At 44.9% G+C, this 15,079-nt stretch carries 11 protein-coding genes; 6 read left to right on the top strand and 5 right to left on the bottom strand.

All coding sequences use genetic code 11. The features are described 5' to 3' along the window. Positions 1-20 precede the first annotated feature (20 nt). Entirely contained in the window at positions 21-350 is a 330-nt protein-coding gene (locus QQL36_RS20430) for a DMT family protein (RefSeq protein WP_083729049.1), read from the bottom strand. A 1,072-nt stretch (positions 351-1,422) separates the two neighbouring features. Here QQL36_RS20430 and QQL36_RS20425 point away from each other — a divergent pair. From QQL36_RS20425 to QQL36_RS20415, 3 genes are all read left to right on the top strand, one after another. Continuing rightward, positions 1,423-1,965: an RNA polymerase sigma-70 factor gene (locus tag QQL36_RS20425; RefSeq protein WP_083729047.1), complete on the top strand. Its 543-nt coding sequence runs from the start codon at positions 1,423-1,425 to the stop codon at positions 1,963-1,965. Positions 1,966-2,067: 102 nt separating this feature from the next. Next, on the top strand, positions 2,068-3,078 hold the full coding sequence (locus tag QQL36_RS20420; RefSeq protein WP_083729045.1) for a FecR family protein: 1,011 nt from the start codon (positions 2,068-2,070) through the stop codon (positions 3,076-3,078). Positions 3,079-3,180: 102 nt separating this feature from the next. Beyond that, positions 3,181-6,504, top strand: a complete 3,324-nt coding sequence (locus tag QQL36_RS20415; RefSeq protein WP_321566617.1) for a SusC/RagA family TonB-linked outer membrane protein — start codon at positions 3,181-3,183, stop codon at positions 6,502-6,504. 216 nt (positions 6,505-6,720) lie between these two features. Here QQL36_RS20415 and QQL36_RS20410 read toward each other — a convergent pair whose 3' ends face one another. Then, positions 6,721-7,650 carry an aspartate carbamoyltransferase catalytic subunit gene (locus QQL36_RS20410; RefSeq protein WP_083729041.1) on the bottom strand — a complete coding sequence of 310 codons (930 nt, stop codon included), beginning with the start codon at positions 7,648-7,650 and terminating at the stop codon, positions 6,721-6,723. A 374-nt stretch (positions 7,651-8,024) separates the two neighbouring features. After that, positions 8,025-8,552, bottom strand: a complete 528-nt coding sequence (pyrR, locus tag QQL36_RS20405; RefSeq protein ID WP_083729039.1) for a bifunctional pyr operon transcriptional regulator/uracil phosphoribosyltransferase PyrR — start codon at positions 8,550-8,552, stop codon at positions 8,025-8,027. Positions 8,553-8,649: 97 nt separating this feature from the next. Between pyrR and QQL36_RS20400 the strand changes: the two genes are divergently transcribed. After that, positions 8,650-9,159, top strand: coding sequence for a peroxiredoxin (locus QQL36_RS20400; RefSeq protein ID WP_235643959.1), 510 nt, complete (start codon positions 8,650-8,652; stop codon positions 9,157-9,159). 38 nt (positions 9,160-9,197) lie between these two features. Here the strand turns inward: QQL36_RS20400 and pruA are convergent, their stop codons facing one another. Then, positions 9,198-10,829 (bottom strand): L-glutamate gamma-semialdehyde dehydrogenase, encoded by a 1,632-nt coding sequence (pruA, locus tag QQL36_RS20395; RefSeq protein WP_321566616.1) that lies wholly within the window; start codon positions 10,827-10,829, stop codon positions 9,198-9,200. A gap of 581 nt (positions 10,830-11,410) precedes the next feature. Further along, a protein-coding gene (gene prfB, locus QQL36_RS20390; protein WP_143708760.1) for a peptide chain release factor 2 occupies positions 11,411-12,500 on the bottom strand; the annotation gives its coding sequence in 2 pieces (ribosomal slippage) (positions 11,411-12,439 and positions 12,441-12,500; 1,089 coding nt in all). 89 nt (positions 12,501-12,589) lie between these two features. Between prfB and QQL36_RS20385 the strand changes: the two genes are divergently transcribed. Next, entirely contained in the window at positions 12,590-13,381 is a 792-nt protein-coding gene (locus QQL36_RS20385; RefSeq protein WP_321566615.1) for a hypothetical protein, read from the top strand. Positions 13,382-13,413: 32 nt separating this feature from the next. Further along, positions 13,414-15,066: a glucose-6-phosphate isomerase gene (gene pgi / locus QQL36_RS20380; RefSeq protein WP_083721749.1), complete on the top strand. Its 1,653-nt coding sequence runs from the start codon at positions 13,414-13,416 to the stop codon at positions 15,064-15,066. Positions 15,067-15,079: the final 13 nt, after the last annotated feature.

Raw genomic sequence — 15,079 nt, 5'->3', positions numbered from 1 at the left:
CTTTGCTATAGCCATAGGGGCTATTTCTTAAACATAAAGTACACAGCGCCCAGGATCAGGGCAAAAGACACGAGGTAATTCCACCTGATTGGTTCTTTCAGGTAGAAAATGGCAAAGACGGCGAATACGGAGAGGGTAATGACTTCCTGGATGGTTTTGAGCTGGAAGCCGGAGAAGCCTTCCTGTTCACCCAGACGGTTTGCCGGGACCTGGAAACAGTATTCAAAGAAGGCGATGCCCCAGCTGACAAGGATAACTTTCCAGAGAGCAACATGTGTAAATTTCAGGTGACCATACCAGGCGAAGGTCATGAACGTGTTGGAGATGATAAGAAAGATTATGGTACGCATGCTGCGAATTTACAGCGTTTTGGAAAAGAAAATACAGCCTTCCCGGGATTGTGAAACAGGTATGATTGGGGAAGTTTGTAAATAGAATAATCCGGTAGTTTATGGACCGTAGAGCAGGAGTGAATGGAAGGTTGGTTATAAAAGAGCAGAAGTGAGTGAACGGTTGGTTGTAAAAGAGCAGAAGTGAGTGAACGGTTGGTTGTAAAAAGAAAAATCTGGTTTTGGGGTTATTCCTGCTGCAATGTATGGGGGAGTTTATAAAAGGAAAAATCCGCTCATTTCAGAGTCGTACCCCTAAAATGAACGGATGCAGTTTGTAAATAGAAGGTTATCAGGAGGCCAAATACCCACCCGTTAAATTGGCAAGCATAGCGGGAATGGGTATGGTATTTTTTCCTTTAGCAAAATAGATAAAAAAAATAAACCGGCCCAAAAGAGCCGGCCGGTTGTTACAGGTCTCAACTTTCCTATCATGCTTAGGAGTTGTAAGTTTTCAGAGTGCGCAAAGGGGACTTGTACCCTTCTTGCATCATATATAATGATCTCTGGTAATAATCTAAGGTATAGGCACCTGCCTTTTGCAAGTATGTTATGGTGTGGTATGACTGCTTACCTCTATATTATATATAGAGGGGTCGCTCTCGTATCACAGGCAAATCCATGCCTTCCGATCACCGCTGCCCTCAGGCAGTGGTTTCCTCCCCAATTTGTCAATACCACTCTGTCTTTCCTAAACAAAGAATGGTTACTCTTTAAATAATTTTTAGCAGGCGCCTGCTAAATGCCGGCTTCTTATTCACTGTCTACATATATAATACAACCGTTAATATCCTTACCATTAGTCCGTTTTAAAAAAAACTTGTCTTTTTTTAAAAAAAGGGGGCTCAGAAATAAAAGATCAGCCACAGTGGCCCATTTACAAGTATAAAAAAATTATTTACTTTTTTTGTCTGACCGCTGATCCCCTCAATTAGCCGGATAATTGATAGAATAACCATAATTTTGCTATATTCTGTTTTTGAATGCCGATTTTAGTTTTATTTTAAAAATGGAATGAAAAGATAGTTACAGGATGCTGCCGCTCAACAATACAGATATAGTCACCGGGGTTCGGAACAGGGATAAACAAGTTTTTGAAATTATATTCAATCAGTTTTCGCCATCCATGTTCAGCATTGCCTTGCGCTACCTGAAAGATCAGGAAGAGGCGCAGGACATTGTGCAGGATGTATTTCTGAACCTGTGGCGCACTGCCGAAAACCTGGATGAGCGCGCTCCTATCCAGCACTATCTGGCCAGAGCTACAGTAAATACCTGCCTGAACCGTATCAAGAAAACCCAAAGGCAGCAGGCATACGCAAAGGAACAGCAACAAACGCAGGAACCGGGCACCATTGAGCACCTCCTGCTGGAACATAAAGAACTGGAAGCCCAGTATCTCTCCATTTTAGAAAAACTACCCGAACAGTGCAGACGGGTCTTCGAGATGAGTCGCATTAAAGGATTGTCACCCGCAGAGATATCGCAGCAATTAAATATTTCCATCAATACAGTATACACACACCTTACCACCGCACTCAAAAAAATCAGGTTGGGACTGCTCAATCAGCAGTAGAGGGGCATACATATAATATATATATAGGCGCCCAAGAAAATGTTAAAATTTTTCCACGGGGACTAATGGTAAGTTTATTTTTGATTGTATTAATAGTAAGAGATGAAACTACAGCAACCTGATATCGATGTCGTTATCCGCTACCTGGAAGAACCAGGACATGAGGAGCACAAACGTTCACTGGATGAATGGTTGCAGATGGATGCTGCCAATTTGGATATCTTCTTAGAAACCAAATCCTTATGGCAGGGCGACGATCTGTTGCCTACAGCAGCTACCTACAATACCACGCAACAATGGCAAAGGTTTGAAACCCTGTTAGCTACGGAAGAAGTACTCTCCGGCAACAGTACCCTTACCCCAGTCACATCCAATTCAACTCCCGTTATAAAGATGCGGAAACCTGTACACCGTTACTGGTGGGCAGCAGCCGCTTCCGTGCTACTGATGGCAGGAACTTACCTCCTGGTCCGTCAGCCAATGTATACGACCCAACAAACCGCACAAAATAAAGATAGCCTGCTGTTGCCAGACGGTACCAGACTCTATCTGAATGCACATACTTCTGTCAAATACCCCCGCCACTTCAAAGGTGATACCCGCGAAGTATACGTACAACAAGGGGAAGTATTCGTAGATGTAAAGCATATGCCTGAAAAACCATTCACCGTTCACCTGAAAAATGTGGACATTGAAGTACTTGGTACCTCCTTCGATGTGAAAGAAACCAAACAGGACGTAAAAGTCTTTGTACAGAGTGGTAAAGTAAGAGCTATTTACAAGAACAGGAACAAATCTGTGATCCTCATCCCGGGCCAGGAAGCCGATATGCTACTAGCCAGCGAAAGCATCACCACCCGTCACCATAGAAATAATAATCCTATCGCATGGAAAACTGGTCAGCTTACCTTTGACGATGCCTCATTGTCAGAAGTTGCCGACATACTCGAAGATTATTATAAAGTACATATCGTACTAAAAGGTGATGAGCTGGCCGATAAAAAGCTGATCGCAACCTTCCATAAGGAATCCCTTTCTGAAGTACTGGACATCCTGTCAAAAACACTGCAGGTACATACCGTACAGAAAGATAGCCTCGTAGAAATTTATTAAGTACTTCCGGAGAAAATGCAGGAAACTCATAAGGCACTCCGGAAGGCCGCTTTAACCAAGCGCTGGTACATCGCACTTTTTTGTGCATGTATAGGGCTTCTTTTGGCATGCCCATCAGTGAAGGCCCAGGATGCTGATACGATTCACGTATCCCTGAAAGTAACCCGCACTCCCCTCCGCCAGGTACTCCGCCTCGTCGAAAAACAAACCGGCCTTACCTTCGCTATTTCTTCCACCGTCATAGAAAATTCCAGGAGCATCACCATCAATGCTGATCACCAGCCATTGAATACCGTGCTGCAACAATTATTCTCAGGTAGCAAATACGCATTTGAAGTCAGGAATAAACAAATCATCGTCTTCCCGATCCTGCAATCCGCCCCCGTGAGCGGAATACCGAAAATTCAGACCAAACCGGAACCTGAAGTATTCACTGTATCAGGGGTCATTTCCGATGGAGAGAAGCCACTGGCAGGAGTTTCTATCAGGGAAAAAGGGACGCGAAATGGCGTGAGCAGCAATGAAACAGGTCGGTTCAAACTGACAGTGAATAATGGAGATGCTGTTTTACAGATTTCACTCATCGGCTACGAGCCACAGGAAATACCACTCAAACAAAGAAGAAACCTGGATATACTGCTGGCAGGCGATACCAAAATACTGAATGACCTCGTCATTATCGGATATGGTATACAGACCAAAGCAAACATCACCGGGTCTATCGCCAAAGTAGAAGGACGCCGCCTCAAAAGCCGGCCTGTAACGAATGTACTCGCCGCCCTGCAAGGCACTGCTCCCGGCCTGCTCGTAACCCGCCTCAATGGACAACCCGGCAAAGAAGGATTTAATCTCCAGATCCGGGGTCTCTCTTCCGGCAATAACAGCGATCCACTTGTGCTTGTAGATGGTGCACCCGGTTCCATTACCTTACTCAATCCCAACGATATTGAATCGATCTCCGTACTGAAAGATGCTGCCGCTGCGAGTATATATGGCCCCCAAGCCGCTGGTGGCGTGGTACTCGTAACGACCAAGAGAGGGAAAGCAGGGAAGATCAGTGTTGAATACAACAGCCTCTTTGGTTTAGAGCATCCGATCAATTTGCCCAAACGCATGCACTCCTGGCAGGCAGCGACTTTGCAAAACCAGGCAGCGGCTAATGCCGGCATGGATCCCATCTGGACAGACCAGGAGATCGGTTACCTAAAAGACCCTGCTGTTGGAGCTATTGCTGATGGCAATGGAGATTATAAATATTATTACGACAATGATCCGCTGAAAAACGTGACCCGTCAGAATAGTTCCGTTTCCAATTTTAATATCAGTGCACGTGGTGGTTCTGCAGATCACCAATATATGTTATCATTAGGACAGTTTTCCCGACAGGGCTTGTTTAATACCGGGCCTGATAATACGAATAGGAATAACGTACAACTGAATATCAATAACCGTTTCAGCGATATGATCAGCCTGGAAACGAGTTTGCAGTATGCGAAAAGTCATACACAATCACCCGGCTATCGTGTGGATGGGTACAATGGTTTATTGAATTATTTATACCAGGCACCGGGCAATGTTCCAACATATGTGCCCAATACAAGCAATTATACAACCGGTTATAACCCTATTTCGCTCTTACAGCACGGAGGCAAACGGGATGAACAAACATCTTTTGCTGATGCGACCTTTAGTCTGAAAGCAGAAAATCCTGTGAAGGGGTTAACGCTGAAAGCAGTGTACAGTCCGCAGATCACGCATTACTACGATGGGCTTGGCAAGCAAACTATCAATTACTATAACGGAAATGGGTATGCAAACAGCATCAATGATCCGAACTCTCTGAAAAGAGGCGATCAGCTGGAAGTACAGCATAGTCTGCAGTTACTGGCCGATTATGATATTCCTGCCGGCAAACTGAATACCATTCACATTCTTGGAGGCTATGCTTACGAGAGTCATTATCAGCGCCAGAAGATCTCTTCGCTCTACAATGTATCGGACAATGAGATTGCTACACTGGCATTTAATCAGCCTACATGGGCGGATATTCGCTGGTACAAAGCTTCCGGCTCACAGGGATCACTATTTGCAAGGCTGAATTATAACTTTAATGACCGGTACCTGGTGGAAGCGAACCTGGTGGCAGCAAGGCTGTTTTACAACAGTTCTACCATGAATTCGATTACCCGCCAGCACATCTTCCCTTCTTTCTCTGCGGGCTGGCGATTGAATAATGAGAAGTGGTTTAACCATGCCTTCCGCATCTTTGATGAGTTTAAACTGAGGGCTTCATGGGGGCTGTTAGGGAACTTCAACTGGCGGTCCGGGTTGAATGATTATAATTACCGTGATCAGCTGAAATATCCGCAGGCGTATCCATTGTTGAACGAGGATTATACAGACAGGTATATGCCGGGGAATAATAACTGGGAGACGATCAATACGACGAATGCGGGGTTGGACATGGCTTTCCTGAAAGGCCGCCTGACCGTGACAGCGGATTATTTTGTGAAGCACAATCCGCGTATACAGATAGCAGAACAGACTTTACCTCCTTATAATTATGCTTATCCTTCTTTCTTTATAGCCAGTATGCGGTCATGGGGATGGGAATTGAATATTGGGTGGAGAGATAACAGGGGGCCGTTTAGTTATTGGGTGAATGCGAATCTTTTTGACGACCAGAATAAGATCTTGCAATCGAATGGGAATACAGCATGGCTGGCGGGGAATAATAAAGGACTGGAAGGATTGCCTTATAATGCGATCTTAGGGTATAAAGCGGAGGGGTATTTCCAGAGTAATGATGAGGCGAATGCGCATGCATTTCAGAGTACGACTACGGCTGCGGGAGATCTGAAATATGTGGATCAGAATAATGATGGGATTATTAACGGGGGTACTAATACGAAAGCAGATCATGGGGATCTGGTGTATTTAGGTAGTTCACAGCCGAGGTATTCTTATGGGTTTGATGCGGGATTTTCGTGGAAGGGGTTGGATTTTTCAGTGTTCTTCCAGGGGATTGGGGAGCGGAAGGTGATAGTGCCGGCGAAGTATAGTATGCCGTTTGTAGAAGGGTGGCAGCAGCCATGGCAGATACATGCGGATTACTGGACGGCGGAGAATACGAAGGCGGCTTTTCCGCGGTTATATAATGGCTATAGTCAAAATCTGGCGCCTAGCTCTTTTTGGGTGATGAATGCGGCCTATATACGATTGAAGAATTTGCAGTTGGGGTATACGTTTAGATTTGCGCATGGGCAGCCATTGATTAGTAGTCTGAGGGTGTATTTTTCAGGGCAGGATCTGTGGGAGATCAATAAGATGAAGATCAGGTATTATGATCCGGAGCAGGCGGCGAATACGGGGTATCAGTATCCGTTTTTCAGGTCGTTTACGTTGGGGATGAATGCGATATTTTAGACGGGAATGGTCTTTAATAAACACTTTCCTTTTTCATCAGTTACTTACATCATTTCACTAATAAAACATTCATGAAAGAGGGAATTCTCCAACGGGGGAATGAAAACCATTTTCAAAGAAATGGAATTCTCCAACGAAGATGAAAACCATTTTCAGAAAAAAACGCTTTTACCAAACGGTAAAAGCGTTTTTACTTATTGGGTTTGTTAGTATTGTCTAGTGTTCTTTTTTCCCTGCCAGCAGGTACAAAACTGCCATACGAACCGCTACCCCATTCTCCACCTGGTTCAGGATGATAGAATGTCCGGAGTCAGCTACATCAGAGCTTAACTCTACGCCGCGATTAATCGGGCCCGGGTGCATAATCACGATCTCTTTCTTAAGACTATCCAGCAGCTGGCGGTTTACACCGTAAGCCAGTGAGTATTCTCTCAGAGAAGAGAAGAGCGGTGTATTTTGTCTTTCCAGCTGTATACGCAGTACGTTCGCCACATCACACCATTCCAGTGTTTCGCGGATGTCGTAGCTGACATTTACACCCAGTGCTTCCTGCATGTGCTTAGGGATGAGTGTAGGCGGACCTACAACCGTTACCTCTGCGCCCAGTTGCTTCAGGCAGTAGATGTTGGACAGTGCTACGCGGGAGTGCATGATATCGCCACAGATGGCGATTTTCTTTCCTGTTACGGTACCGAGCTTTTCCCTGATAGAGAAGGCATCGAGCAGCGCCTGGGTCGGGTGTTCGTTGATCCCGTCACCGGCGTTTACGATAGGTACATCAATGTGTTTGGATAAGAAGTGTGGCGCACCGCTGGCTGAGTGTCGCATGACTACCATGTCCACTTTCATGGAGAGGATATTGTTTACGGTATCGATGAGGGTTTCACCTTTTGATACCGAAGATCCTGATGCTGAAAAATTCACCACGTCGGCACCGAGACGTTTCTCCGCCAGTTCGAAGGAGATACGGGTGCGGGTGGAATTTTCAAAAAATAAATTAACGATGGTAGTATCCCTGAGCGTAGGAACTTTTTTGATAGGTCTCTGTAAAACCTCTTTGAACTGATCAGCCGTTTGAAAGATAAGTTCTATATCCTGACGCTTCAGACCGCGAATTCCGAGGAGATGATTTACTGATAATGACATTTAAGATGCAAATATAAATGACCTGAATACAAAACCCAAAATCAATATCCGGACGGTATGGTAAAATTATTCGAAATTGATGGCATTAAGGCGGTGATGGTTTGTCTGTTTCACATTTCCGGGCAGATGGGTTGCTGTTTTAATTAGATAATGACGGCATTACGCTTGTCACGATCCAGCCAGTATACTTTTACCATTTGCGCCCAGAGAGTTCCCTGTTTTATTGGATACTGACAGCATCATGCCTGTCTATCTCCTTCCAGCACACTTTCATTATCCCGACCAGACATTATGCTGTTACTCAATAATAACATCATCATGCCCGTCTATCTCCTTCCAGCACACTTTCATTATCCCGACCAGACATCATGCTGCTACTCAATAATAACATCATCATGCCCGTCACGATCCTTCCAGCGCACTTTCACCATTTCCGAATTGACGGCATCAATGGTACGCCCTACATAGTCCGCCTGAATAGGTAGTTCTCGGGTAAACCGGCGATCTATCAATACAAGCAGTTCTACCTCAGAAGGTCTGCCGAAATCCAGCATTGCATCCAGTGCGGAGCGGGTGGTACGGCCGGTGTACAGCACGTCATCGATCAATACTACTTTCTTATTTTCAATTGAAAAATCGATAGCGGTTTCGTTAGGCACATGGAGTGCTTTCCCTTTATTGAAGTCATCACGGTAGAAGGTGATGTCAATTCTTCCATATTGGATTTTTACGCCTGGCAGCAGCTTCTGCAGGGTATTGTAGATTCTGTCAGCCAGATAAATACCTCTGGGCTGAAGTCCGATCAGCGCAGTTTTGGAGAAGTCTCCATGATTTTCGATAAGCTGGTGACAGAGTCTGTCAACAGTGATGGCCACTTGTGTACCACTCAGTATGGTCTTCAAAGTATGCAGTTTTAGGGGGTAAAAATAAGGAATATGAAAATACCGGGGGCCAAAAAATACGTATATCTTGCATACGGTTAACTTAATCATAAATTATATGAAGCAGCTTCTTATGTTTTCATTGTCCTTCTTTGTTTTTGCATGTAATTCCAAATCCCAGCTGAAAGTAGGTGATAAAGTACCGGCTTTTCAGCTCAAGGATCAGGATGGTAATACCTTTGATATCAATTCTGTGCTGGGGAAACAGCCATTGGTGATCTATTTTTATCCAAAGGATGAGACCAGTGTGTGTACGAAAGAGGCCTGTTCTTTCAGGGATTCTTATACTGCTTTTTCACAGTATGGGGCGAAGGTGATAGGCATTAGTTCTGATGGGGTGGCTTCGCATAAAAAGTTTGCGCAGCATCATAATCTGCCATTTACGTTATTGGCCGATACTTCTAATAGTGTGCGAAAGTTATTTGGGGTGCCGAAGACGTTTGTGATTCCGGGGAGGGTGACTTATGTGGTGGATAAGCAGGGAGTGGTGGTACATACTTTTAATAGTATGAAAGATGGGGAGAAGCATGTGACGGAGTCGCTGGCGGCGTTGAAGGGTATTAAATAATGGATAAGGGCACTTCTTTCGAAGTGCCCTTATATAACTTATGCTTCTTTCACAAACGGATACCCATACTCCGTAGGCGGTACCAGTGTCTCCTTAATCGTCCTTGCACTTAACCACCTGTACAGGTTCAGCATAGACCCTGCCTTATCATTCGTACCAGAAGCTCTCGCACCACCAAAAGGCTGTTGTCCTACCACCGCACCTGTCGGTTTATCATTAATATAGAAATTACCCGCAGCATTCACCAGCTTCTTAGTAGCCAGGTCAATTGCGTAACGATCCTGTGCAATGATAGAACCAGTCAATGCATATGCAGAGCTGCTATCTACCACGCCAATAATTTCCTCAAATTTATCTGCATCATAAGTGTAGATCGTCAATACGGGGCCGAAGATCTCTTCGCACATCGTTACGTATTTCGGATCTGTTACTTCGATCACAGTTGGTTCGATAAAGTAACCTTCTGTCTTATTGTAGTTACCACCAGCAATGATCTTTGCAGCAGGATCTTTTTTTGCATTCTCAATATAGTTAGTGATCTTATTGAATGAACGCTCATCAATCACTGCATTGATAAAGTTGCTGAAGTCTTCCACTGTACCCATTTTCATGGTCTTCAGTTCTGCCAGCAGACGGGTTTTTACCGCTTCGGCAATGTTAGAAGGCAGGTAAGCGCGACTCGCTGCAGAGCATTTCTGACCCTGATATTCAAATGCACCACGTGCCAGTGCAATCGCAGTCACATCTACATCTGCAGAAGCATGTGCCAGTACGAAATCTTTCCCACCTGTTTCCCCTACGATACGTGGGTAAGCTTTGTATTTATTGATGTTCTGACCGATCGTCTGCCACATATGCTGGAACACAGCAGTAGAACCTGTGAAGTGAATACCTGCAAATTCAGGATGACTAAAACAGATATCACCCAGTTTAGGACCATCCACATATATGAGGTTGATCACACCCGCTGGCAAGCCAGCTTCGATCATGATCTGCATGAAAACATGTGAAGCAAATACCTGGGTATCTGCTGGTTTCCAAACGACCACATTTCCACACATCGCAGCAGATGTAGGTAGGTTACCTGCAATCGCTGTGAAGTTGAACGGTGTTACTGCCAGTACGAAACCTTCCAGCGGACGGTATTCGGTTCGGTTGTGAACCCCTGGAGAGCTGACAGGTTGTTGTTTATAGATCTCAGAGAGAAAATGCACATTATAACGCAGGAAGTCGATCAGTTCGCAGGCGCTATCGATCTCGGCCTGGTAGGCATTTTTGCTTTGACCGAGCATGGTCGCAGCATTCATGTGATAGCGGTATTTAGTAGCAATCAGTTCAGCGGCTTTCAGGAAAATAGCAGCGCGTTGTTCCCATGTAGTAGCAGCCCACTGTTCTTTAGCGGCCAATGCTGCTGCGATGGCATCATTGATATGGGAGGCATCGCCCATGTGGAAATGACCCAGTTTGTGCTTGATTTCGTGTGGAGGGCGCAGGTCAACGGTTTTCCCTGTGCGGATTTCCTGGTTGTTGATGTACATAGGAATATCCGCCTGTTGCGCCTTAAAGGCAGATAGTTGCTTTTTCAATGCAACCTTTTCTGGCGATCCGGGTGCATAGCTGTAAACCGGTTCATTTGCCGGTGCAGCAAAATGAAAATAAGCGTTGTGCATTCTCAAAGAGTTTTTGTTGTAACGAGATAATATAAAATTAGTGTCTTTGAACGACAAATAATGGATGTCTTCGATATGGCGGGTTTTAATGGTCTGCGGCCAGCTGGGAATGCGTCCCTTTATGTCAAAATAAAAAACCTTCATGAAAGAGGGAATTCACCAATGGGGATGAAAACCATTTTCAGAATAAAAAGGAGAATTCACCAACGGGGATGAAAACCATCTTTAGAATAAAAAGGAGAATTCACCAACGGGGATGAAAACCATCTTTAGAATAAAAAGGAAATTCACCAACAGGGATGAAAACCATCTTTAGAATAAAAAGGAGAATTCACCAACGGGGATGAAAACCATCTTTAGAATAAAAAGGGAAATTCACCAACGGGGATGAAAACCATCTTTAGAATAAAAAGGAGAATTCACCAACGGGGATGAAAACCATCTTTAGAATAAAAAGGAGAATTCACCAATGGGGATGAAAACCATTTTCAGAAAAAAACTAATCATGCAGGCGATCAGGCATCAATTCCCTAAATCAAAAAAGCCCCTCCTGCTGGAAGGGCCTTTTCACATTAAAAACATCAATTATTTTCTTTGGACATCATCAGGTAAGCTTTTATAAAGCCTTCCAGTTCTCCATCCATTACAGGCCCAACGTTACCTACTTCAAAATCTGTACGGTGATCTTTGATCATCTTGTACGGATGGAATACATAGGAACGGATCTGTGAGCCCCATTCGATTTTACGCTTATTGGCGTTAGCGGCATTTTTCAGCTCTTCGCGCTTGCGCAGCTCTTCCTCATACAGGCGTGATTTCAACATGGTCAATGCCTTCTCACGGTTTTCACCCTGTGTACGGGCCTGCTGGCATTCTACGATGATGCCTGTAGGAACGTGCTTGAGTCGCACGGCTGTTTCCACCTTGTTGACGTTCTGTCCGCCCTTACCACCAGAACGGTAGAATTCCCATTCCAGGTCGGCCGGGTTCACGGCAATTTCGATGGTATCGTCCACCAACGGATACACATAGACTGAAGCAAATGAAGTATGCCTGCGGGCATTAGCGTCAAACGGAGAGATACGTACCAGACGGTGCACTCCGCTTTCAGCTTTTAGCAATCCATAAGCAAAGCTACCGTCGAACTCCAGGGAAGCTGATTTGATACCAGCACCATCCCCGTATTGCACGTCGATTTCAGATACTTTCCAGCCTTGTTTTTCACCGTACATACGATACATACGCAACAGCATCTCGGCCCAATCCTGGCTCTCGGTACCACCGGCACCTGAGTTGATGGTGAGTACTGCCGGCATCTCGTCTTCCGGCTCGTTCAAGGTAGACTTGAATTCCAATTCATCCAAAGCGGCCACTGCTCCCTGGTACGCAGCTGCTACTTCTTCTTCAGAGGCTTCACCCTCTTTCTGGAAGTCCAGCAGTACCGCGCTATCTTCAATAGAGGTTTTCACCTGCTCGTAAAGATCGACCCAGAACTTGTTGACTTTGATCTCTTTCAGAATTGACGTAGCCCGGGCATTGTCGTCCCAGAAGCCGGGGGCTAACGATAATTGTTTGTCATTTTCGATTTTGGCTATGCGGTCCTGGACGTTAAAGAAAACCTCCCAGGACATGGAGACGGTCCCTCATAGCTTTGAGTTGTTCTGCTGTCATAATGGTGGCAAATGTAAGGAAAAAGGGGAACAATATTTGTTGCAGTTTGACATTATTCTTCGCCCTTAAATTAAAATTTTCAACTATCCATGAAAGACTCTCTTTACTACAAGAACAGCGCGATTTTTAACGCATTAGGGTATCTGATGGTCATTGGTGTGAATGCACTTGCTGCTTTTGGCATGATCAACGGCAATACCCCCGCACAGGTGTCGGAGAAGTATGATAATCTCTTTGTGCCTGCGGGTTTTACTTTTTCGATATGGGGCGTAATTTACCTGGCATTGCTGGGGTTTATTATCTACCAGCTTTGGCTGGCGTTTGCGCCCGGATATGAGGAATTGCTGGAACGATTTATGAAAAGGATGCGCGGTTGGTGGTTGATCAGTTGTATGGCTAATAGTTGCTGGCTTTTTGCCTGGCATTATGAACTAATACCACTGGCTATTTTACTGATGCTCACCTTATTAATATCATTGCTGGCTATCCATTTAAATTTTAATATTGCTGCACCGGGCGCCAGCCGTTCTGTGCAATGGCTCATACACGTTCCCTTCAGTTTGTACCTGGGCTGGATCTGTGTAGCCACGATGGCCAATATTGCTGCACTGATGGTGTATTCCGGCTGGGATGGTATGAGCGTACCTATCACAGCTATACTCATCCTGATGGCCTGTGTAGGCGCCACCCTGCTGGTAGTAAAGCGACATAATATCGTAGCAGGAATGGTAGCTATCTGGGCATTTTATGGTATCATTGCCAAACGGCAAAGTGAGGTGACGACCATGGCCCTACCAGTGATCGTATGTTGCCTGACGGCGATCGGCGTTGTGCTGATTGCGGGCGTTCGGGAGGCATTTCATAAAAAGGCCGTTAAATAATTTATTACATTTGGAGACTAAAAAATCAACTCATGTTCCCAACGACAAATCCTGAAACAACAAAAGCCTGGCAGGAGCTGCTGAAACACGCAGACCAGATGAAACAAACACACATGCGCACTTTGTTTGCGGAAGATGGCGAAAGATTTAAAAAATTTAACCTGCGTTTTGAAAATATCCTGTTCGACTATTCCAAGAACATTATTACAGAAGAAACGCTGACTAAGCTGTTTGCACTGGCGAAAGAGTGTGGTGTAGAAGATGGCATTAAAGCAATGTTCAGCGCTGAAAAAATAAATGCTACTGAGAACAGAGCTGTGCTGCATACTGCATTGCGCAATTTCTCAGGCGATCCTGTGCTGCTGGATGGTAAAGATGTGATGCCGGATGTAAAGGCGGTGCAGAAGAAGATGGAAGAGTTTTGCGAGCGTGTGCACAGTGGTGAATGGAAAGGATATACCGGCAAACCTATACGTTATATCGTGAATATTGGTATTGGTGGTTCTGATTTAGGTCCGGTAATGGTGACTGAAGCATTGAAACCTTACTGGAAAAAAGATATGCAACCTTACTTCGTGTCTAATGTGGATGGTACACATATCGCAGAGACACTGAAGAAAGTAAATCCGGAAGAGACCCTGTTCTTAGTTGCTTCCAAGACCTTCACTACGCAGGAGACAATGACCAATGCGCTGACTGCGCGTAGCTGGTTCCTCGGGCATGCGAAGGATGAAAAGTTTGTAGCAAAACATTTTGCTGCATTGTCTACTAATGAAAAAGCGGTGAAGGAGTTTGGTATCGATCCTGCGAACATGTTTGAGTTCTGGGATTGGGTAGGTGGACGTTATTCACTGTGGTCTGCAATTGGATTGAGCATTGCGCTGACTGTAGGATTTGATAATTTCAAACAATTGCTGGAAGGTGCACATGCAGTGGATAAGCATTTCCAGACCACTCCGTTAGAGAAGAATATTCCGGCTATCATGGCGCTGGTGGGTCTGTGGTATGGTAACTTCTTTGGCACTGCCACTGAAGCCATCTTAGCTTATGATCAATATATGCATCGTTTTGCTGCTTATTTCCAACAGGGTAATATGGAGAGCAATGGTAAGTATGTAGATCGCAATGGTAAAGCGGTGAATTACGAAACCGGTCCGATTGTATGGGGTGAGCCAGGTACAAATGGACAGCATGCGTTTTATCAGTTGATCCATCAGGGTACACGTATTATTCCGGCTGACTTTATCGCACCTGCCATCAGTCATAATCCGATTGGTGATCATCACGTAAAACTGTTGTCTAACTTCTTTGCGCAGACAGAAGCATTGATGAATGGTAAGAGTGAAGAAGAAGTGAAGGCGGAGTTAGTGAAACAGGGATTGAAAGAAGAAGAGATTGCACACCTGACGCCTTATAAAGTGTTTACCGGTAACAGGCCTACGAATTCATTCCTGGTGAAAGAGATTGATCCAAGAACGTTGGGTTCACTGGTGGCACTGTATGAGCACAAGATCTTTGTGCAGGGTGTGATCTGGAATATCTATAGCTTTGATCAATGGGGTGTTGAATTAGGTAAGCAGCTGGCGAATAAGATCCTGCCTGAATTGGTAAGTGATGCGGCAGTATCCAGTCATGATAGCTCAACAAATGGATTGATCAATGAGTGGAAGAAGATGAAGAAGTAAGCTTCCATTTGAA

Source organism: Chitinophaga sp. LS1 (assembly GCF_034274695.1).
Taxonomy (GTDB): Bacteria; Bacteroidota; Bacteroidia; order Chitinophagales; family Chitinophagaceae; genus Chitinophaga.
The sequence above is the reverse complement of the archived record's forward strand: the minus strand, read 5'-3'. Positions and strand labels throughout refer to the sequence as shown.